20 protein-coding genes are annotated in these 21,598 nt (G+C 63.7%); 19 read left to right on the top strand and 1 reads right to left on the bottom strand.

Annotated elements, in window-relative coordinates:
• Nucleotides 1-112 precede the first annotated feature (112 nt).
• From ODR01_RS00560 to ODR01_RS00535, 6 genes are read left to right on the top strand one after another with little or no spacing between them, the layout of a single operon-like run.
• Nucleotides 113-949, top strand: coding sequence for a carbohydrate ABC transporter permease (locus tag ODR01_RS00560; RefSeq protein ID WP_316975644.1), 837 nt, complete (start codon nt 113-115; stop codon nt 947-949).
• A 3-nt stretch (nt 950-952) separates the two neighbouring features.
• Nucleotides 953-1,783, top strand: coding sequence for a carbohydrate ABC transporter permease (locus ODR01_RS00555; RefSeq protein ID WP_316975643.1), 831 nt, complete (start codon nt 953-955; stop codon nt 1,781-1,783).
• A 9-nt stretch (nt 1,784-1,792) separates the two neighbouring features.
• Entirely contained in the window at nt 1,793-2,794 is a 1,002-nt protein-coding gene (locus ODR01_RS00550) for an ABC transporter ATP-binding protein (RefSeq protein WP_316975642.1), read from the top strand.
• Entirely contained in the window at nt 2,791-3,564 is a 774-nt protein-coding gene (locus ODR01_RS00545; protein WP_316975641.1) for an L-iditol 2-dehydrogenase, read from the top strand. The genes ODR01_RS00550 and ODR01_RS00545 overlap by 4 nt, the downstream gene beginning before the upstream one ends.
• A 25-nt stretch (nt 3,565-3,589) precedes the next feature.
• Nucleotides 3,590-5,077, top strand: coding sequence for a mannitol dehydrogenase family protein (locus tag ODR01_RS00540; RefSeq protein WP_316975640.1), 1,488 nt, complete (start codon nt 3,590-3,592; stop codon nt 5,075-5,077).
• 49 nt (nt 5,078-5,126) lie between these two features.
• On the top strand, nt 5,127-6,065 hold the full coding sequence (locus ODR01_RS00535) for a carbohydrate kinase family protein (RefSeq protein WP_316975639.1): 939 nt from the start codon (nt 5,127-5,129) through the stop codon (nt 6,063-6,065).
• Between the two features lie 353 nt (nt 6,066-6,418).
• On the opposite strand, the gene ODR01_RS00530 is transcribed toward ODR01_RS00535, so the two are convergent.
• Nucleotides 6,419-7,402: a LacI family DNA-binding transcriptional regulator gene (locus ODR01_RS00530; protein ID WP_316975638.1), complete on the bottom strand. Its 984-nt coding sequence runs from the start codon at nt 7,400-7,402 to the stop codon at nt 6,419-6,421.
• Nucleotides 7,403-7,704: 302 nt separating this feature from the next.
• Here ODR01_RS00530 and ODR01_RS00525 point away from each other — a divergent pair, with 302 nt between their 5' ends.
• The 13 genes from ODR01_RS00525 (at nt 7,705) to ODR01_RS00465 (ending at nt 21,543) form a co-directional block, all read left to right on the top strand.
• On the top strand, nt 7,705-8,943 hold the full coding sequence (locus ODR01_RS00525; protein WP_316975637.1) for an ABC transporter substrate-binding protein: 1,239 nt from the start codon (nt 7,705-7,707) through the stop codon (nt 8,941-8,943).
• A gap of 74 nt (nt 8,944-9,017) precedes the next feature.
• Nucleotides 9,018-9,896: a carbohydrate ABC transporter permease gene (locus ODR01_RS00520; RefSeq protein WP_316975636.1), complete on the top strand. Its 879-nt coding sequence runs from the start codon at nt 9,018-9,020 to the stop codon at nt 9,894-9,896.
• Nucleotides 9,893-10,804, top strand: coding sequence for a carbohydrate ABC transporter permease (locus ODR01_RS00515; protein ID WP_316975635.1), 912 nt, complete (start codon nt 9,893-9,895; stop codon nt 10,802-10,804). The genes ODR01_RS00520 and ODR01_RS00515 overlap by 4 nt, the downstream gene beginning before the upstream one ends.
• 4 nt (nt 10,805-10,808) lie before the next feature.
• Nucleotides 10,809-11,894 carry an ABC transporter ATP-binding protein gene (locus tag ODR01_RS00510; RefSeq protein ID WP_316975634.1) on the top strand — a complete coding sequence of 362 codons (1,086 nt, stop codon included), beginning with the start codon at nt 10,809-10,811 and terminating at the stop codon, nt 11,892-11,894.
• 35 nt (nt 11,895-11,929) lie between these two features.
• Complete coding sequence (locus ODR01_RS00505; RefSeq protein ID WP_316975633.1) at nt 11,930-12,697, top strand: sugar phosphate isomerase/epimerase family protein; 768 nt, start codon at nt 11,930-11,932, stop codon at nt 12,695-12,697.
• A 1-nt stretch (nt 12,698) separates the two neighbouring features.
• The gene (locus tag ODR01_RS00500; protein WP_316975632.1) at nt 12,699-13,886 is read left to right on the top strand and encodes a Gfo/Idh/MocA family protein; all 1,188 of its coding nucleotides are present in this window, start codon (nt 12,699-12,701) and stop codon (nt 13,884-13,886) included.
• A gap of 80 nt (nt 13,887-13,966) precedes the next feature.
• On the top strand, nt 13,967-15,097 hold the full coding sequence (locus ODR01_RS00495; RefSeq protein ID WP_316975631.1) for a Gfo/Idh/MocA family protein: 1,131 nt from the start codon (nt 13,967-13,969) through the stop codon (nt 15,095-15,097).
• Nucleotides 15,098-15,101: 4 nt separating this feature from the next.
• Nucleotides 15,102-15,749 carry a ThuA domain-containing protein gene (locus ODR01_RS00490; RefSeq protein ID WP_316975630.1) on the top strand — a complete coding sequence of 216 codons (648 nt, stop codon included), beginning with the start codon at nt 15,102-15,104 and terminating at the stop codon, nt 15,747-15,749.
• 11 nt (nt 15,750-15,760) lie between these two features.
• Nucleotides 15,761-17,263, top strand: a complete 1,503-nt coding sequence (locus ODR01_RS00485; RefSeq protein ID WP_316975629.1) for a sugar ABC transporter ATP-binding protein — start codon at nt 15,761-15,763, stop codon at nt 17,261-17,263.
• A complete protein-coding gene (locus ODR01_RS00480) occupies nt 17,232-18,227 on the top strand; it encodes an ABC transporter permease (protein WP_316975628.1) in 996 nt (331 codons plus the stop codon). Before ODR01_RS00485 ends, ODR01_RS00480 begins: the two co-directional genes overlap by 32 nt.
• A 42-nt stretch (nt 18,228-18,269) precedes the next feature.
• Entirely contained in the window at nt 18,270-19,220 is a 951-nt protein-coding gene (locus tag ODR01_RS00475; RefSeq protein WP_316975627.1) for an ABC transporter substrate-binding protein, read from the top strand.
• Nucleotides 19,221-19,303: 83 nt separating this feature from the next.
• Nucleotides 19,304-20,359 carry a sugar phosphate isomerase/epimerase family protein gene (locus ODR01_RS00470; protein ID WP_316975626.1) on the top strand — a complete coding sequence of 352 codons (1,056 nt, stop codon included), beginning with the start codon at nt 19,304-19,306 and terminating at the stop codon, nt 20,357-20,359.
• A gap of 14 nt (nt 20,360-20,373) precedes the next feature.
• Nucleotides 20,374-21,543: a Gfo/Idh/MocA family protein gene (locus tag ODR01_RS00465; RefSeq protein ID WP_316975625.1), complete on the top strand. Its 1,170-nt coding sequence runs from the start codon at nt 20,374-20,376 to the stop codon at nt 21,541-21,543.
• Nucleotides 21,544-21,598: the final 55 nt, after the last annotated feature.

The raw sequence follows: 21,598 nt of genomic DNA, 5'->3' as shown, positions 1-21,598 counted from the left end.
TCCGGGATGGGGACCGGCTGTTTGTCGGCCGGTCTCCAGCTTCCCCGTCAACGCCCAGTGATTCGGGGTGCATGCTATGGCTACCGGTCATTCACGCGTTGCTGCACGATTCATGGTCTCTCCAGCCGTCCTGCTGCTGCTGGGCTGGATGATCGTGCCGCTTTCCATGACGATCTATTTCTCCTTCCTCAATTACAATCTTCTGTCGCCGGAGGTGGAGGAATTTATCGGGTTCACCAACTATGAATTCTTCCTCACCGACCCTGCCTTTTTCGACGCGCTCGGCAACACGCTCCTGCTGGTCGGCGGTGTTTTGATCATCACCATTGTCGGCGGTATCGGCTTAGGGCTTCTGCTCGACCAGCCGATGTGGGGCCAGGGTATCGTCCGGATCCTGGTAATCGCCCCGTTCTTCGTGATGCCCACGGTTTCGGCCCTGGTCTGGAAGAACATGTTCATGAACCCGGTCAACGGGCTATTTGCCCATGCGGCCAAGTTCCTGGGCCTTGAGCCCTTCGACTTCCTGGCCCATGCGCCCCTTTTCTCCATTGTCCTGATCGTGGCCTGGCAATGGTTGCCTTTCGCGACGTTGATCCTGCTGACGGCCCTGCAATCCCTTGACCGAGAGCAGCTGGAAGCGGCCAAGATGGATGGGGCACGCAAGGTCAGCCGTTTCATCTATATCGTGCTGCCCCATCTGGCCCGCGCGGTCACCGTGGTCATCCTGATCCAGACCATCTTCCTGCTGTCCGTCTTCGCGGAGATCCTGGTCACCACCAACGGCGGCCCCGGCACCGCGTCCACCAATATCACCTACCTCGTCTATATGCAGTCCCTGTTGCAGTTCGACGTGGGAGGAGGGTCGGCCGGCGGCATCGTTGCGGTCATTCTGGCCAACATCGTGGCGATCTTCCTGATGCGGATGATCGGCAAGAACCTGGAGGCCTGAGTGATGGCGCACAAACATATCGACAGAAGCAAAATCTACTTCACCGTGCTCGCATGGTTCATCGGCCTTCTGATCTTCTTCCCTATCCTCTGGACCATATTGACCAGCTTCAAGACCGAGGCCCAGGCCATCGCCGCGCCGCCGCTGTTCCTCAATTTCGACTGGACCCTTGAGAACTACGGCGAGGTTCAGGAACGGTCCAACTATTTCCGCCATTTCTGGAACTCGGTGGTGATTTCGCTGGGATCCACGCTGGTGGGCCTGACGATCGCCATTCCCGCTGCCTGGGCCATGGCCTTCGTGCCGGGCCGGCGGACCAAGGATGTCCTGATGTGGATGCTGTCCACCAAGATGCTGCCGCCGGTCGGTGTCCTGATCCCGATCTATCTGATCTTCCGGGATACCGGGTTGCTGGACACGCGAACCGGCCTGGTCATCGTCCTGACCCTGATCAACCTGCCGATCATCGTCTGGATGCTCTACACCTACTTCAAGGAAATCCCCGGCGAGATCCTGGAAGCCGCACGGATGGACGGCGCCGGCCTGTGGTCGGAAATCGTCCATGTCCTCACGCCCATGGCGGTGCCGGGCATCGCGTCGACCTTGTTGCTCAACATCATCCTGGCCTGGAACGAAGCGTTCTGGACCCTCAACCTGACGGCCGCCAACGCGGCCCCGTTGACGGCCTTCATCGCCAGCTACTCCAGCCCGGAAGGGCTGTTCTACGCCAAACTTTCCGCTGCCTCGACCATGGCGATCGCACCCATTCTGGTGATGGGCTGGTTCAGCCAGAAACAACTGGTTCGCGGCTTGACCTTCGGCGCTGTGAAATAGGAGCGGGTCATGGGAAGCATTAGACTAGAGAACGTTTCCAAAACCTTCGGCAAACTCCAGGTCATCCCGCCGCTGGATCTGGACATCGACGAGGGCGAATTCGTGGTTTTCGTTGGCCCCTCGGGGTGCGGGAAGTCGACCCTCCTGCGATTGATCGCCGGCCTGGAGGACGTCACCACCGGAGCCATCCACATCGATGGCAAGGATGTCACCCAGGTCCGTCCCGCCCGTCGCGGATTGGCCATGGTGTTCCAGTCCTACGCCCTTTATCCCCACATGTCGGTGCGCAGGAACATCGCCTTCCCGCTGAAAATGGCCGGCATGGACCGGGCCGAGATCGACCGTATGGTCGAAAGGGCGGCGCAGGTCCTTAACCTGACGAACTATCTCGACCGCCGTCCGGGCCAGCTTTCGGGCGGGCAGCGCCAGCGCGTCGCTATTGGCCGCGCCATCGTCCGCTCGCCGAAAGCCTTCCTGTTCGACGAACCGCTGTCCAACCTGGACGCCGCCTTGCGGGTCAACATGCGGCTCGAAATCTCGGAACTGCACAAGAAACTCCAGACGACCATGGTTTACGTGACCCACGATCAGGTCGAAGCCATGACCATGGCCGACAAGATCGTCGTGTTGCGGGACGGGATCATCGAGCAGATCGGCTCGCCGCTCGAACTCTATCGCCGTCCGGCCAACCTGTTCGTCGCGGGTTTTATCGGCTCGCCGAAGATGAACTTCATCGAGGGTCCCGAAGCGAAGGACCGCAACGCCCAAACCATCGGCGTGCGTCCGGAACACCTGCAACTCTCCACCGAGGCCGGAACCTGGCGAGGGACCGTCGGCGTGGCCGAACATCTGGGATCCGACACCTTCTTCCACGTGACCGTGGAAGGTGTCGGCGCCCTGACGGTCCGAGCGCCGGGAGAGGTGGACCTCCAATACGGCGACACCGTCTATGTCACGCCGGAGGCTGAGAAGGTCCATGCCTTCGACGAGAAAGGGAAGGTCATCCAATGAAACGCCTGGACGGTAAATCGGCTTTGATCACCGGGGCCGCCCGAGGCATCGGGAAGGCCTTTGCCGGGGCCTACGTCGCCGAGGGTGCCACGGTGGCCATCGGCGACATCGATCTCGCGCGGGCCGAGGAAAGCGCCGCCGAGATTGGCTCCGGCGCCTACGCAATCCGGCTCGACGTGACCGACCAGGCCTCGATCGATCAGGCCATTCGCACCGTCGAAGACAAGGCCGGGGGGCTCGACATCCTCGTCAATAATGCAGGGGTGTTTGATTTGGCGCCGATCGTCGAGATCACGCGCGCGAGCTACAACCGATTGTTCGACATCAATGTCGCCGGGGCCCTCTTTACCCTTCAGGCTGGCGCCAAATCAATGATTGCCCGCGGCAAAGGCGGCAAGATCATCAATATGGCCAGCCAGGCCGGCCGCCGGGGTGAGTCCCTGGTTGCCGTCTATTGCGCCACCAAGGCCGCCGTCATCAGCCTGACCCAATCGGCGGGCCTGAACCTGATCAAGCACGGTATCAACGTCAACGGGATCGCGCCCGGTGTCATCGATGGCGAACACTGGGACGGCGTGGACGCGCTGTTTGCCAAATACGAAAACCGCCCCCTCGGCGAAAAGAAGCGTCTGGTCGGCGAGGAAGTGCCGTTCGGACGCATGGGCACGGCCGGAGATCTCGTCGGCATGGCGATATTCCTGGCCAGCGCCGAGAGCGATTACGTCGTCGCTCAGACCTACAACGTCGACGGCGGCAACTGGATGAGCTGATCTCAAAGCCCGCAGGCCCAATACAATGAAAAACATAACAACGAGACTCGCCCAAGATACGCTCGGCAGCTTGTCACCGGCGGTTGCCGTTCCCCTTTACGACCGGGCTGGATTGTCGCCTGGAATCCTTCACTTCGGCGTTGGTAATTTCCACCGTGCCCATCAGGCTTATTATCTGGATGCGCTTTTCAACAAGGGGCGCGACCACGACTGGGCAATCGTCGGCGCGGGCGTGATGCCGTCCGATACGGCCTTACGGGAAATACTGGCGAAGCAGGATTTCCTGACCACAGTGGTGGAACAGGAGGCGGATGGAAACAGGGCGCTGGTTACGGGTGCCATGGTCGATTTCCTGGTCCCCGGCGACGCCGCGACGATCATGGGGACCCTGGCGCGCCCGGCGATCCGCATCGTTTCCCTGACCATTACCGAGGGCGGGTACTTTATCGATCCCGGGTCCGGTGCGTTCGACGCGGTCCACCCGGATGTCGTTTACGATGCGGCCCACCCCGATACGCCGAAGACGGTCTTCGGTTTGCTCGTTGCCGGGTTAAGGCGTCGCCGGGCCGACGGAACTCAGCCTTTCACCGTCATGTCGTGCGACAACATACCCCACAACGGCATCGTGACCCGTAACGTCGTTGCCGGACTGGCCCGGTTGTCGGATGCGGAGCTTGCCGACTGGATAGAAAGGAACGTGGCTTTTCCCAACGGCATGGTCGACCGGATTACCCCCGCGACGGGCAACCGGGAACGAGAAATCGTGACGCGCGATTACGGCATCGAGGACGGGTCCCCCGTGTTTTGCGAGGGTTTCGTCCAATGGGTTCTCGAAGACAACTTCCCGGCCGGACGACCCGCCCTGGAAACGGTCGATGTGCAGTTTGTGCCCGACGTGACGCCCTACGAAAACATGAAGATTCGCATTCTCAACGGGGGTCATGCCGTCATCGCCTATCCCGCCGGGTTGATGGGCATCCACTTCGCCCATGAGGCCATGGAAAACCCGCTGGTTAGTGCGTTCCTTGAAAAAGTCGAGAAAGAAGAGATCATCCCCATGGTGCAGCCGGTTCCGGATACGGATCTCGGGGATTACTTCAAGCTGATCAAAAGACGCTTCGCAAATCCGAAAATCGGCGACACCGTGCGGCGGCTCTGTCTCGACGGCTCAAACCGGCAACCGAAATTCATTGTTCCCTCAATTGCTGACCGTTTGAAAGCGGGCGTGGATATCGCCGGACTGGCCCTCGAATCCGCCCTGTGGTGCCGATACTGCTACGGCGAGACGGAAAGCGGCCAAGCCATAGAACCCAATGACCCGAATTGGCAACGCCTGACCTCGACGGCCCATTCGGCTCGTGACAACCCGGTGGCTTGGCTCGCCATGGAGGACGTCTACGGGGACGTCGGACGTTCGCAAGTCTTTCGTGAACGGTTTGCCTCGGCGCTGCGGGCATTGTGGTCCGATGGCGTGCAAAGGATCCTGACCCGCTATATCGAGGGAACGCCGTGAGCGGAACGCCCGAAGAAGGAAGCGACGCCGGAAAAACGGAGAACGATACATGATCGTTTGCGCCGGCGAAGCGCTGATCGATATGTTGCCCCGTCAACTCCCGGACGGCAGCGACATATTCTTGCCGGTTCCTGGCGGTGCGATTTTCAATACGGCCATAGCCTTGGGGCGGCTTGGCGAGAATGTGCAATTCTTCTCGGGGCTCTCCACCGACATGTTCGGGAGGCGGTTGGTGGCCTGCCTCGAAGAATCGGGCGCGGGCACCACGCTTTGCAAACGGGTCCCGCGACCGACGACATTAGCTTTCGTCACGCTCGCCGATGGCAATGCCCACTACTCGTTTTATGACGAGAGAACGGCCGGACGCATGCTGGACATCGTCGACCTGCCCGATCTTCCGCAGGAAACCGCGGCCCTTCATTTCGGTGCCATCAGCCTGATCCCAGAGCCCTGCGGGTCGGCTTACGAAGAACTCATGCGGCGATATCATGGCGGTCCGGTCATTTCCTTCGATCCCAACGTCCGCCCCGGGTTTGTTGACGACGAGGCCGCCTATCGAAATCGCCTCCGGCGCATGGCCGGAATGAGTGACATCATCAAGGTCTCCGAGGAAGATCTGTCCTGGCTCGAACCGCATCGGAGGTTCGAACAGATTGCCCGCGACTGGATCGCTAACGGGGCCAAAGTCGTCGTTCTGACCCGAGGTGAGGACGGGGCGCGAGCCATCACGAAAACACTGGATGTTGGAATCCCCGCCGTGGAAACGACGGTGGTGGATACCGTAGGCGCCGGAGACAGTTTCAACGCGGGTTTTTTGGCCGGTCTGCGGCGACAGGGAGTGCTTTCCAAACCGATGCTCGTTTCTCTTTCTTGCGACGCCCTTACGACATCGCTCAAGTTTGCGGCACAGATCGCAGCCTTCACGGTTGGACAGTCCGGTGCCAATCCCCCCTGGGAGAACCAGCTAAGCCAGCGAAAGACGGATTGAGAAGAATTGTTCCTAACGACGGATTCCTGCGACTTCCAAGTCGGCCCCGTCGCATTAGAGCATGATGAAATTGGATACGATCGCGCCTCGTTTATCGTTATTGCCCGGCGAAGCCCGGGGCATGACGGGTTGGAGGAGCGGGAGCCGAACCCACCAGATTTCATCATGCTCTAATTGGGTCGCCCTGCATGATTTGAGGCCAGAGGTGCGATCGTCGGCTCACCACTCCCAACGGCCGGTGCAGCGAATTGCCGCAATGTTCCCTGATGAAAACGGCCCCTGATCTACGGAATACCCGGGAAGGGCGCCAGCTGGCGTCCCGTTCGGATACGCCTCGGTCGCCAGCCGTCCGGTTACACGGTGCCGCGTCGGACGACGTGGGGCCTGAACTGCCTTTGGAATTCCGAGTCTATCCCGTAGCAGACCTTCAGCAGATACCGGCATGCGCTGCGTACCGTAGCTTCGAGCGCGGTATCCACCGAGGTCAGGGGTGGTGTCAGAAACGGCGAATGAGTGAGGTTGTCATAACCGATGACGGCAACGTCCTGCGGCACACGTTTGCCGCGTTCCTGCAGACGCGAAAGAACCGAAATGGCCATATTGTCATTGGCGCAAAAGAGGGCGGAAAATGGCTTTTTCACATCCAGGAGAGCGTCGCAGAACCGCCATCCGCGTTCGGCCGTGAAGTCGCCCTCGACGATCAAGTCCGTGTCGATGCGGATTCCGGCCTCCCGCAACTCGTGCAGGAATCCCTCGTGACGCTGGCGGGCGTCCGGCCGGTGTAGCGGCCCGCTGATGACGGCAAATTCCGTGTGGCCCGCATCCAGGAGGGTGCGGGCCGCCAGTCTTCCACCTTCGACGTGATCGACCGCAAAGCACTTCTCCTCGATGGTCGGAACGATCCGATTGATGACGGCGACCCTCGGGAATTTCCCTTCCAGCTCGATCAGGCTGCGCTCGGTGATCTGGCTGCTGAAGATGAGAATGCCATCGCAGTCGCGGGCGAGCAGGAACTCGAAGCTCGCTTTTTCCTGGGCAATGCCATTGCCGGTCGCCACCACGAAGTACTTGCCGTGGGCGCGCAACTCGTCCTCGACGGTGGCCAGGATCAGTTCCCAGAACAGGCTGCCGAACTTCGGCAGCAGCAGGCCGATGATCCCAAGCCGCCTCGACGACAGGGACTGCGCCACCGACGACGGGCGGAAGGACAGCATCTCCACCGCCTCCTCGATCCGGCGCCGCTTCTCAAGCGATACGCTTCCCTTGCCCGAGATGGCTCTCGAAGCGGTTCCAATGCCCACGCCGGCCAGCTTGGCCACGTCCCGAATCGTCGTCATGCACGATGCCCCTTCCTCCCGCAAACATGCTTATGCGGCACGTTTCAGCCATCATAGCCAAATCTGTCTGACCGCAATACCAGAAAACTCCATTGACAATCATTATCAACTATGAGACGGTTTGGAACCGTTTCCAAACGTGAAGGTTGCCGGCCCGGGATGGCGCCGCGGCCCGAGCCCATAAGAAGACGCCGAACAGTCGATGACGAGCAGTTCCGCGGTGGCAGGGACTGCGAGCTTCCATAAAGCCCGGCAAAGGGCAGGAAGCAGGGGATGGCATCACTCAGACACGGGAGACAACCATGATGATTCGATCCGTATTCGGGACAGCGGTGGCGGCCTTGGTCGCCGTCGGCGGGTTGTCCTCGCCGGCGTCCTCGGAGCCGCTCAAGGCCGAGGTCATTCACTGGTGGACGTCGGCCGGAGAATCGGCGGCCCTGAAGGTGTTCGCCAACGCCTTCAATGGGGCCGGCGGCGAATGGATAGACAACGCCATCGCCGGCGGGCTGGCGGCCCGTCAGGCCGCCATTGGCCGAATCGTGGCCGGCGATCCGCCTGCTGCCAACCAGTTCAACATCAGCCGCGAGTTCGAGGACCTCATCGCCAAGGATCTTCTTGCCGACCTCGAGGCGCGGGCCACCGCCGACCGCTGGCGCGAGGCGATTCCGGAGACCTTGCTCAAGAGCGGCGAGCGCAACGGCAAGATGTACGCGCTGCCGACCAACGTGCACGGCCAGAATTGGATCTGGTACAACAAGGCGGTCCTTGATCAGGCGGGCGCGGCTCCGCCGAAGGGGTGGGGCGAGGATATGTTCGCCGCCCTCGACAAGGTCAAGGCGGCCGGCAAGATCCCGTTGGCGATCTCGGGAACGCCCGTCTACGAGTACTCGGTGTTCCATTCCATCCTGCTCGACATCGCGGGGCCCGACGTCTGGTATGCCATTCATCGGGACCGCGACGAGGCGGCGCTGAAAGGCGACGCCCTGAGGAAAGCATTCCAGACTTTCCAGCGGTTGCACACCTACGCCGACGAGGGGACGCCGGGCCGGGTGTGGAATGCCGCAACACAGCTCGTCATTACCGGCAGGGCCGCGTTCACGGCGGTCGGCGACTGGGCGAAAGGCGAATTCATCGCGGCCAAGATGACCCCCGGCAAAGACTATGGCTGCGTCCTTCCCAAAGGCGTCATCATTGTCGGCGGCGACGTCTTCGTCTTCCCGAAGCAGAAGGACCCGCAGAAGCAGGCCGCACAGGATCTGCTGGTGAAGGTGATGTTCGACAAGAAGGTGCAGAAGGACTTCAACGCCCTCAAGGGCTCCGTTCCCTCGCGCACCGACGTCGACATGGCGGACGCCGATGCCTGCTCGCAGACGGCGATGACGGCGCTCAGGAACAAGACGGGCAACGTGCAGCGGGCGTCGATGATGGTGCCTCCGCAAGTCGATGGCGAACTGCGGGACCTGGTCTCCGAGTTCTGGAACAACCCGTCGATGAGCGTTGACGAGGCGATGGAGCGCTACGCCGAGCTGGTGCTCGGTTGACGCGGACGATCCCCAAACAGGAAAGCGGGCGATAGCCGGCCCTCGCGGCCGGCCGCCCCGGAGCGGGAGAGCCCATGCGACGCCTGGCCGCCAAGTTCGCAATGCTGCCGACCATGGTGATCGTGGCCGTTGTCTACGTCGGCTGCATCCTGTGGACGGTGCGCATCTCCTTCACTTCGTCGCGATCGCTGCCGACCTACGATTTCGTCGGCCTCGATCAGTACGTGTCGCTGTTCCGAAGCAGCCGATGGATGATCTCGCTGGAGAACATGTTTCTCTTCGGCGCGGCCTACATCGTCGGCTGCCTCATCGTCGGCTACCTGATGGCGATCTTCATCGACCAGCGGGTGCGGGCCGAAAATACGCTGCGTACCATCTATCTCTATCCCCACGCGCTGTCCTTCATTGTCACCGGCCTCGTCTGGCAGTGGATGCTGAACCCGACGCTCGGCCTCCAGCACCTGGTCCGCGAATGGGGGTGGGAGTCGTTCTCCTTCGACTGGATCGTCAATCGCGACATGGCGATCTACACCCTCGTCATCGCCGGCATCTGGCACGGAGCGGGCTTCGTCATGGCCCTGCTGCTGGCCGGGTTGCGCAGCGTCGACGCGGAAATCTGGAAGGTCAGCAGGATCGACGGTATTCCTGCCTGGCGGATGTACGTCCAGGTCATTCTGCCGATCCTGGCGCCGATGGTCGCGACCTGTGCGTTCCTGCTGTCGGCACAGGCCGTCAAGGCTTACGACATCGTCGTCGCCATGACCAAGGGCGGCCCCGGTATCGCCACCGAAGTCCCCGCCAAATACGTGATGGACTACCTGTTCGAGCGCCAGAGCATCGGCCGGGCGACAGCCGGCGCCGTGGTCATGCTGGTCATGGTCATCTCGATCGCCGCGCCCGTCCTCTACGCGCGCTGGTACCGCAAGGACCAAGCATCAGGGGGCGCCAGATGAACGTCAATGCGACCGCGGCCACCGTCGGCGGCGTCCTGCGCGCCGGACGTCGCAAGGCGATCATCACCCCCGCGCGGATCGGGCTCTACGCGTTTCTCGTCTCCTCGGCGCTGTTCTTCGCGCTGCCGCTCTTCATCATGCTGATCACCTCGTTCAAGACCATCGAGGAGATCCGCAACGGCACGCTCATCACGTTGCCGCAGGCCCTCAATTTCGAGGCCTGGATCAAGGCCTGGACGTCGGCCTGCACGGGGCTGAATTGCAATGGAATCAGAGTCGGGTTCTGGAACTCGGTGCGGATCGTGGTTCCGGGCGTGGCGATCTCGGTAATGGTCGGCGCCATCAACGGCTACGCCCTGACGTTCTGGCGTTTCCGCTATGCGAACCTGGTGTTCGCCGTGCTGATGACCGGCATGTTCATTCCCTACCAGATCTACCTTTTCCCGCTGGTGCAGATGTTCGCGACGATCGGCATTTACGGGACGCTTCCGGGGATCATCCTGGTTCACGTCATCTTCGGCCTGCCGGCCATGACGCTCATCTTCCGCAACTACTATTCCGGGATTCCCGAGGAACTGTTCAAGGCGGCGCGCGTCGACGGCGCCGGCTTCTGGCGGATCTTCCTGATGATCATGCTGCCGATGTCGACGCCGATCCTCATCGTCGCCATCATCTGGCAGGTCACCGGCATCTGGAACGACTTCCTCCTCGGCCTGGTCTTCGCCGGGCGTGAGAACCTGCCGATGACGGTGCAGCTGAACAACATCGTCAACAGCCAGTTCGGCGAGCGCGAATACAACATCGAAATGGCCGCGACCATCCTCACGGCTTTCGTGCCTCTCGCCATCTACTTCATTTCCGGCAAGTGGTTCGTCCGCGGCATCGCGGCGGGCGCGGTGAAGGGATAGAGCCATGTCCGCCATCACGATCAACAACCTCTGCGTCTCGTTCGGCAGCCTGCAGGTCCTTCGCGACCTGCATCTGGCCGTCAACCAGGGCGAGTTCCTGGTCCTCCTCGGGCCGTCTGGCTGCGGCAAATCGACGCTGCTGAACACCATTGCCGGACTGATCGATCCGGCCTCCGGCGCCATCGAGATCGGCGGTCGCGACGTCACCGACGTCGAGCCCAAGGACCGCGGCATCGCCATGGTGTTCCAGTCCTATGCCCTCTACCCCAAGATGACGGTACGGGGGAACCTGGCGTTCGGCCTGAAGGTCGCCAGGCTGCCGCGCCGCGAGATCGAGCGCCGGGTACAGGAGGCGGCCGACTTCCTGCAGATCAGCGAGCTGCTCGATCGGCGCCCGGCGCAGCTTTCCGGGGGCCAGCGTCAGCGCGTGGCGATCGGGCGCGCCTTGGTACGCCATGCCGGGGTTTTCCTGTTCGACGAGCCGTTGTCCAACCTGGACGCCAAGCTGCGCAACGAATTGCGGGTCGAGATCAAGCGGCTGCACCGCAACCTCGGCAGCACCATGATCTATGTCACCCACGACCAGATCGAGGCGCTGACCCTGGCCGACCGCATCGCCGTCATGAAGAACGGCATCATCCAGCAGTTGGGCACGCCCCGCGACATCTACGACGCCCCCGCCAACCTGTTTGTCGCCTCGTTCATTGGCTCGCCCGCCATGAATTTCGTGGAAGGCGAGATCGCTGTGGCGGACGGCGCGCCACGATTCAAGAACGGGGCGTTCGACGTTCCTTTGGCGGCCTATCCCTTCCACCGGATTCTGCAGGACCGGCATCGTGTCCTGATGGGCGTGCGCCCCGAGAACATCACGGTCGATGCGAGGGAGCCCGGAACGTTCATCGCCGAGGCTTCCGTCGATCTGGTCGAGCCGATGGGCGCCGACACCGTCCTGTGGTGCCAGTGTGGCCAGCATTCGGTTTCGGTGAGAGTGGATTCGGGCCGACCGGTCGCCGAAGGCGAGAAGCTGGCTGTCTCGTTCGATCCCGCCCGCGTTTCCCTTTTCGATGTCGAAAACGGCCTGCGTCTATGACGCGTCGTGCCGGCGAGCCTTTCGGAGGAAATTCCATGACCAACGCGGCCAATCTGTCGTTCCAACTTTACAGTGCGCGCGCCGAGCCGTCGCTCGACGCCAAGCTGAAGGTCCTGGCCGATGTCGGATACGGGCAGGCCGAGCCTTACCGGGGGCTGTACGAGGACGTCGACGGCCTTCGCCAAGGATTGAAGCGCTATGGCCTGCGGGCGGCGACCGGCCATTTCGGATTCGGCGAAATCCGCGATGACCCGGCGCGGACGATCGATATCGCCAAGGTCCTGGGAATGGACGTCGCCGTGGTGTCGGCCCTGCCGGTGCCGGAGCGCGAAAAGGATCTGGCGGGCTGGCGGGCGACCGCCAGGGAGCTCAAGGGCTGCGCCGAAATGTTCGAGGGCGCCGGCCTGCGGCTCGCTTGGCACAACCATGCCTTCGAGTTTGCCCGGCTCGAAGACGGTTCGATGCCGCTCGATCATCTCCTGGGCGGGGCCCCATCGGTGCTCTGGCAGGTGGACATCGGCTGGCTCTATCGCGCCAAGCAGGACCCCGCCGTCTGGTTCTCCAAGTTCGGCGATCGGGTCTTTTCAATCCACCTGAAGGATATCGCGCCGGCCGGCGCGTGCCTGGATGAAGACGGCTGGGCCGATCTCGGCCATGGCGTCATTGACTGGCAGGCCCTGTGGCCGGCGATCGAGAGGCTGCACCCGGCCGTCTTCACCGTCGAGCACGACAAGCCTTCGGACTACCGGCGGTTCGCCCGGCGTTCGGCCGAGGCGTTCCTGCGCATGACGGGGGGCCATTGAGATGGCGCTCGGCATTGGCATCGTCGGCTGCGGAAACATCTCGAGTCGATACTTCGACAACGCGGCCCTATTCCCGGGCGTCGAGATTCGCGCCTGCGCCGATCTATTCGACGCGGCATCGAAACGATGCGCCGATCGGTACGGCGTGCGGTACAGCCCGGTTGTCGACCTGCTTGAGGCCGACGACATCGAGCTCGTCATCAACCTGACAATTCCGGCGGCTCATTACGAGATCTCGCTGGCGGCGCTCGAGGCCGGCAAGCACGTCTATACCGAAAAGCCGCTGGCGGCGACGGCCCCGCTGGGCCGGAAGTTGGTTGAAGTCGCGGAACGCATTGGGTTGCGACTGGGGTCGGCCCCCGACACCTTCCTCGGCGCGGCGGGACAGACGGCCCGTTCCCTTGTCGATGCGGGGAAGATCGGCGGGATCGTCGGGGGAGCCTGCTACGTAATGTCGCGGGGAGCCGAGAGCTGGCACCCCAATCCCGACTTCCTTTACCGGGAGGGCGGGGGGCCGGTGCTCGACCTCGGCCCGTACTACGTCACCATGCTGGTCAATCTGATGGGCCCGGTCAGGAAGGTCAGCGCCATGGCGGCGACACCCTTTGCGACCCGCACGATCGGCAGCGGGCCACGGCAGGGCGAGAAGATCGCCGTCGAAACGCCGACGTCGATCCATTGCATCCTGGAATTCACATCCGGTGCGCTGGTCTCCTTCAGCGCCAGCTGGGACGTCTGGCACCATGGGCACAACAACATCGAGATCTATGGCGAGGCCGGATCGATGGTGGTGCCCGACCCCAACTTCTTCGGCGGCGAGGTGAAGCTGACCGAAAGGGATGGCCCGCTCGTGGCCGTGCCGGACGACGGCCATCCCTTGGCGAGACACAACCGCCAGACCCGGCGGGGTATGGTCGCCGACTATCGCGCCATCGGGTTGGCGGATATGGCGGCGGCGATTGCCGAGGGTCGGCCGCACCGGTGCGATGGAAAGTTGGGCCTTCACGTGCTCGATGTCCTGGAAGGCATTCTGCTGTCCGCCCGGGAATCGCGGGCGGTCTCCATCGGGACGTCATGCATCCGCCCTGCCAGCCTCTCCATCGCCGAGGTGGAAGCCTTGATGGGAAAGACGCCTGTGAAAGCGGCAGGCAGGACCGCCACCCCGCATGTGAGCTCTGCGGGGGAATGATGGACGACCGGATGGATTCGGCGCCGCCGCAGGCGACGCGGCCAGGACACACGACCAGGCGAGAGGGTGCGGCACCGTCGATGAGGAGGGTCGGGATCGGCGTCATCGGTTGCGGCAACATCTCGGGCGCCTATCTGAACGGCGCCAGGACATTTCCCGTTCTCGACATCAAGGGGCTGGCCGACGCCGTTCCCGCGGTGGCCGAGACCAAGGCCGCCGAGTTCGGACTGCGGGCGGTGGCAATCGAGGCTCTGCTCGACGATCCCGAGATCGAGATCATCCTCAACCTCACGATCCCCAAGGCCCACGTCGAGGTGGGCCTGATGGCGCTGGAGGCCGGCAAGCACGTCTATTCGGAAAAGCCGCTCGGCATCCGCTGCGACGAGGGCCGCACGGTGTTGGCGCGGGCGCGGCAGAAGGGCCTGCGGGTCGGCTGCGCCCCCGACACCTTCTTCGGCGGTGCCCATCAGCGCTGCCGGCACATCGTCGACGAGGGGACGTTGGGCACCATCGTCGGCGGCACCGCCTTCTTCATGTGCCCGGGCCACGAACGCTGGCATCCAAATCCAGCCTTCTATTATCAGCCAGGCGGCGGGCCGATGCTGGATATGGGACCCTATTACATCACCGACCTGGTCAACCTGCTGGGGCCGGTCAAGTCGGTCCTCGGTTCCGCCACCAAGGCGCGGGAGCGCCGGCCGATCCTCAGCGAACCGTTACGCGGGCAGTTCGTCGAGGTCGAGGTGGCGACCCACGTCGCCGGTATCATGGAATTCGCCTGCGGCGCCGTCGTCCAGATCGCCACCAGTTTCGACGTTGCCGGGCACAAGCATCTGCCGCTCGAGATCTACGGCACCGATGCCACGTTGATCGTCCCCGACCCCAACCGTTTCGGCGGCCAAGTCCAGATCCTGCCCAAGGGCGGCGAGTGGGCCGACGTGGCCACCGACATGCCCTACGCGGACGCCAACCATCGCGGCATCGGGCTCGCCGACATGGCGCACGCCCTGCGGGACGGCCGACCCCATCGGGCCAGCGGCGAGCTTGCCCTGCATGTCCTCGAAGTCATCGAGGCCTTTGAAAAATCGGCGGCGGCGGGGCGGCGGATCGCCATCGAAAGCTCGGCCACCAGGCCGGCGCCCCTGAGCGACGATCTGATCGACGGACGGCTGGGCCCCGCGCCGGCGCCGGCAAGCAAAACAGGAGGTTGAGATCATGCGAAAAGCCTTGATCGTGTGGGGCGGCTGGAATGGACACGAGCCAGACCGCTGCGCCGCCATCGTGGCCGACATCCTCAAGGAGGACGGTTTCGATGTCCGCGTCGAAACCACCACCGCAGCCTTCGCCGACCCCGCCATCAAGGACCTCAGCCTCGTTGTTCCGATCTATACCATGGCGAAGATCGAGAAGGCGGAGGTCGCCAATCTGACGCGTGCAGTGGAAGGCGGCGTCGGTCTGGCCGGCTTCCACGGCGGCATGTGCGATGCCTTTCGCGAGGCCGTCGACTACCAGTTCATGTGCGGCGGCCAATGGGTCGCCCATCCCGGCAAGATCATCGACTATTGGGTCGACGTCACCAGGCCGGATGATCCCATCATGGCGGGCATCGAGCGATTCCCCTATCGCTCGGAGCAGTACTACATGCACGTCGACCCCTCGAACGAGGTCCTGGCCACCACCACATTCAAAGGTGATCACGCGTGGTGGATCGACGGCGTGGTGATGCCGGTGGTGTGGAAGCGCAGGCACGGCAAGGGCCGGGTGTTCTACACGTCGCTGGGGCACGTGGCGGCCGAGTTCGAGGTGCCCGAGATGCGGACAATCCTGCGCCGCGGATTGAACTGGTCAGCGGCCGACACCTGAGCAGAGGAGCCATGGCAAACCCGATCCTCGCGGGCCGGAACATCGCCAAGAGCTTCGGGACGGTGCAGGTCCTGGAGGGGGTGGATTTCGACGTGCTGGCGGGCGAGGTCCATGCGCTGGTCGGCGAGAACGGCGCCGGCAAGTCGACGTTGATGAAGGCGCTTTCCGGCTATCACCGGCCCAGCGTCGGGCAGGTTCTCCTTGATGGCCAGCCCGTTGCCTTGGCAGACAGCGGCGGGGCCGAGGCGCGGGGCATCATCCTGATCCACCAGGAATTCAGTCTGGCCGAACATCTGACGGTCGAGGAGAACATCTTTCTCGGGCGTGAACTCCGTCGCGGACCCTTCCTCGACTGTGCTGCCATGCGCGACAGGTCGCGCCGGGCGCTGGCCGACCTCAATTGCGACGTCGATCCGATGAGGCGCGTCCTCGACCTTGCGGTCTCGGAAAAGCAGATGGTCGAGATCGCCAAGGCGGTATCCCGGGATGTGCGCGTGCTCATCATGGACGAGCCCACGGCGGTACTGACCGGCGCCGAGACCGAGATCCTGTTCCGTCTGATCCGCCGTCTCAAGCAGCAGGGCGTCGGCATCGTCTACATCTCGCACAAACTCAACGAGGTGAAGGCGATATCGGATCGGGTGACCGTCCTGCGGGACGGAAGGCGCATCGACACCCGGCCGACCGCCGAACTGAGCCATGACGATATCGCCCGCCTGATGGTCGGCCGGTCGATCTCCGACATGTTTTTGCCCACGCAACCACCGGCCGACGATGCCGCCATCGTGTTCAGCGTCACCGGCCTCACGGTTCCGGGTTGGGTGGCCGACGCCTCCTTCGACCTCAGACGCGGCGAGATCCTGGGCTTCGCGGGCCTGGTCGGGGCCGGACGGACGGAGTTGATCGAGGGGACGCTGGGATTGCGCCATCGGACGGGCGGCCGCATCGAACGGGATGGCCGGCCGCTTTCGGTCCATTCGCTCGATGATGCCGCGGCAGCCGGAATCGCCTATCTGACCGAGGACCGCAAGGGCAAGGGCCTGCTGGTCGACATGCGTCTCCGACCCAATCTCACCCTGCTGGCCCTGAGGCGCTACGGCACCGTCTTCCTGGACGACCGCCGCGAGCGGGCGGCGCTCCAGCGCGCGGCCAAGGACTTCGACATCCGGGCCGCCAGCCTCGAGGCGACGGTATCGGCGCTCAGTGGCGGCAATCAGCAGAAACTGCTGCTCGCCAAGACCATGCAGGTGGAACCGGAGATCCTGATCGTCGACGAGCCGACGCGCGGCATCGACATCGGCACCAAGCAGCAGATCTATCTGTTCCTGCACGACTTCGCCCGCCGTGGCGGGTCGGTCATCGTCATCTCTTCGGACCTTCCGGAAATCATCGGGCTTTGCCATCGCGCCGTCGTCATGCACGGCGGAACCATCACGGGCGTCCTTGCCGGGAACGACATCAATGAGAACGAGATCGTCCGCCATGCCACCGGCCTCGCGACGACCCGCCATTAGGGTCGACCTGAAGGTCTGGGGGCCGTTCCTGGCGCTCGCCGCGCTGATCGTGCTGGCGACACTCGTCAATCCGGCCTTCCTCAATCCCAGCAATATCGTCAACGTCCTGACGCGGTCGGCCTTCATCGGCATCATCGCCATCGGTGCGACCTTCGTCATCGCGGCCGGGGCGATCGACCTTTCGGTCGGATCCATGGCTGCCTTCATCGCCGGCGTCGCCATCATCGCGATGAACGCCCTGGTCGGCGGGGCGGGGGCAGGCGCTCTCATCGTCGCTGCCGGCATCGCCGTTTCCGTCGGCCTGGGCATCGTCGCCGGCGGCGTCAACGGCGTGCTGGTGACCAAGGGCCGCATCGAGGCTTTCATCGTCACCCTCGGCACCATGGGCATCTTCCGCTCCCTGGTCACCTACCTGGCCAACGGCGGCACACTGTCGCTGGACCCTGCGGTGCGCACGGTCTACCGGCCGCTCTATTACGGCGGCATCTTCGGGATTTCCTATCCGATCATCCTGTTTGCGCTGGTGGCGGCCGCCGGGGCGGTGATTCTCTATCGCACCCGCTTCGGCCGCTACTGCTCGGCGATCGGCTCCAACGAACAGGTGGCGCGCTATTCGGCAGTCAGCGTCAACGCAGTGAAGACGATGGCCTTCGTCATCCAGGGGCTTTGCGTCGCGCTGGCCGTGGCCATCTACGTGCCGCGCCTGGGCTCGGCCTCGGCCACCACCGGCCTCTTGTGGGAACTCGAGGCGATCGCCGCCGTGATCATCGGCGGCACCCGGCTCAAGGGCGGCTACGGGCGCATCTGGGGGACCGTCGTCGGCACCGTCACGCTGACCCTGATCGGCAACATCCTCAACCTTACCGGCGCCATCAGCGTCTACCTCAACGGCGCCATCCAGGGCGCCATCATCATCATCGCCGTGCTCCTCCAGCGAGGGAACGGCACGCGCGGAACCGGCTGAATTGCCACCGGCCGGCCGCATCACAGTACGGGGAGAAAAGCCATGTGGTTCAAATCATCGCTCGCAGCCATCGCGCTCGGCCTCGCCGCCGTCACGGCGACCCACGCGGCCGAGGAGATCAAGATGGGAGTCTCGATTCCCGCGGCCACGCATGGGTGGACGGGAGGCATCAATTTCCACGCCCAGCAGGCGAAAGAACGTCTCGAGAAGCAATACCCGAACCTCAAGATCGTGCTGGTTTCGGCGCCCGATGCCGCCCGCCAGGCGAACGACCTCGAGGATCTCGTCTCCATCCACCAGATCAAGACGCTGGTCATCCTACCGTTCGAATCCGACCCGCTGACCGATCCGGTGCGCCAGGTCAAACAGTCTGGCGTCTTCGTCACCGTCGTCGACCGCGGCCTCGGGGACCCGTCGATCCAGGACATCTACGTGGCCGGCAACAACCCGCAGATGGGCCGGATATCCGGCGAGTACATGCGCAAGCGCCTTGAAGGCAAATCCGCCAAGATCGTCGTTCTCCGGGGCATCCCGACGGTGATCGACAACCAGCGCTTCGATGCCTTCATGAAGGCGATCAAGGGCAGCGACATCGAGGTGTTGGCCTCGCAGTACGCCAACTGGAACCGCGACGACGGCTTCAAGGTGATGCAGGATTTCCTGGCGCGTTTCCCCGAGATCGACGCCGTGTGGGCGCAGGACGACGACATCTCGCTCGGCGCCATGGAGGCGATCCGCCAGGCCGGCCGCCAGGACAAACTCTTTGTTGTCGGTGGCGCCGGCATGAAGGACATCGTCAAGCGGGTGATGGACGGCGACAAGCTGATTCCGGTCGACGTCACCTATCCGCCGACCATGATCGCCGATGCCATGGAGATCACCGCGGGAAAGATGGCCGGCGGCAAGGAGACGAAGAAGGAATACATCATCGACTCCGTCCTCATCACGCCGGAGAACGCCAAGCAGTTCTACTATCCCGACTCCCCCTTCTGAGCAGGCCTGGAAGGCGGGCCGCGTGCCGGTCCGCTTTCCGGTTTCCCACCGACAAGCAAGGTTCACATGAACGGGAGTGCGAGATGAAAACGATCAAGGGACCGGCGCTTTTCCTGGCGCAGTTCGCCGGCGACGCGGCGCCGTTCAACTCGTGGGACGGCATCACGAAATGGGCCGCCGAGTGCGGCTATGTCGGGGTCCAGATCCCGGCCTGGGACGGGCGGCTCTTCGACCTGGCGAAGGCCGCCGAGTCCAAGACCTATTGCGACGAGATCAAGGGCGTGGCGGCGGCCAACGGCATTCAGGTCACCGAGCTGGCAACCCACTTGCAGGGACAGTTGGTGGCCGTCCATCCCGCCTATGACGAGGCGTTCGATGCGTTCGCCGCGCCCGAGGTGCGGGGCAAACCCGAGGCGCGGCGCGAGTGGGCGGTCGACCAGATGACGAAGGCGCTGCGGGCGTCACAGAACCTGGGAACGGTCGCTCTCGCCACTTTTTCCGGCGGCTTTGCCTGGCCATTCCTCTATCCGTGGCCGCAGCGTCCGGCCGGGCTGATCGATACCGCGTTCGGAGAACTGGCGCGCCGTTGGCGGCCCATCCTCGATGCCGCCGACAGGTGCGGCATCGACGTCTGCTACGAGATCCATCCCGGCGAGGACCTGCACGACGGCATCACCTTCGAGATGTTCCTGGAGCGGGTGGGCGGCCATCCCCGCTGCAACATGCTCTACGACCCGTCGCACTACGTGCTCCAGGCCCTCGACTATCTGGAGAACATCGACATCTACAAGGACCGCATCAAGATGTTCCACGTCAAGGACGCGGAATTCAACCCGACCGGCCGCCAGGGGGTTTATTCCGGCTACCAGCCGTGGGTCGACCGCGCCGGCCGGTTTCGCTCGCTGGGCGACGGCCACATCGACTTCGGCGCCATCTTTTCCAAGTTCGCGGCCAACGATTTCGAGGGCTGGGCGGTGGTGGAATGGGAGTGCTGCCTGAAGCATCCCGAGGATGGCGCCGTCGAGGGTGCGGCGTTCGTCAAGGACCATATCATCCGCGTCACCGAAAAGGCGTTCGACGACTTTGCCGGCGGTGGCGCCGATGAGGCGGCCAACCGGCGGCGGCTCGGCTTGTCGTAAGGAGGAGTTCAGTCATGGCGATTGAAGGACATGGCATGGTGCGCTCGCTGCGTATCCGCCTGGGCATGGTCGGCGGCGGGCAGGGGGCGTTCATCGGCGCCGTTCACCGCATCGCGGCCCGGCTTGACGACGAATTCGAACTGGTGGCCGGTGCCCTGTCCAGCACGCCGGAGAAGGCCGAGGCTTCGGGTCGCGAACTGGGGCTGGCACCGGATCGCATCTACACCACCTTTGCGGCGATGGCCGAGGCCGAATCGCGGCGTAAAGACGGCATCGAGGCGGTATCCATCGTCACGCCGAACCACATGCACTTGCCGATCGCCCGCGAGTTTCTGGCCCGTGGAATCCACGTGATCTGCGACAAGCCGATGACGGCGACGCTGGAGGAGGCGAAGGAGCTTGCGCGTCTCGCCGCCGGCAGCGGCAGGCTGTTCGTGCTGACCCACAACTACACGGGCTATCCGCTGATCCGCCAGGCGCGCGCCATGGTCGAGGCCGGCGAACTCGGCGAGATCCGGGTCGTGCAGGCCGAGTACGCCCAGGACTGGCTGACCGAGAAGCTCGAGGACACCGGCCAGAAGCAGGCCGGATGGCGGACCGATCCCGGCCGCTCGGGACCGGGCGGCTGCATCGGCGACATCGGCACCCACGCTTACAACCTGGCTTGTTTCGTCACCGGACTCCGGTTGGAGTCCGTGTGCGCCGATCTGACCACCTTCGTCGTCGGCCGGCGCCTCGACGACAACGTCCACGTGCTGCTGCGCTTCGCCGGCGGCGCCAAGGGCATGTTGTGGGCCAGTCAGGTGGCGCCGGGCAACGAGAACGGCCTGCGCTTGCGCGTCTACGGCTCCAAGGGCGGGCTCGAATGGGCTCAGGAAGAGCCCAACACCATGCGGTTCACCCCGTTCGGACAGCCGAGCCGTTTGCTCACCCGGGCCGGAGCCGGCGCGACGGCGCCGGCCGCCCGCGTGAGCCGCATTCCGTCCGGCCATCCCGAAGGCTACCTCGAGGCGTTCGCCAATCTGTATGCCGAGGCGGCGCGAGCGATTAGGACGGCACGGACCCGTGGAGAACCCGATGCGGAGGTGCTTTATCCGACCGCCGAGGACGGGTTGGCCGGCCTTGCCTTTATCGACGCCTGCCTGCGCTCGACCGCCCAGGATGGCGCGTGGGTGCGGCTTTAGGGCCCGTACTCAGTGAAACCCGTCGATCATTGCGTAGTCGGCCGGTCCCGGAGAA

Origin of the sequence: Shumkonia mesophila, from assembly GCF_026163695.1 — a bacterium.
Taxonomy (GTDB): Bacteria; Pseudomonadota; Alphaproteobacteria; order Rhodospirillales; family Shumkoniaceae; genus Shumkonia; species Shumkonia mesophila.
Note: the sequence above shows the minus strand (reverse complement) of the source record. Positions and strands in the feature narration are given on the sequence as shown.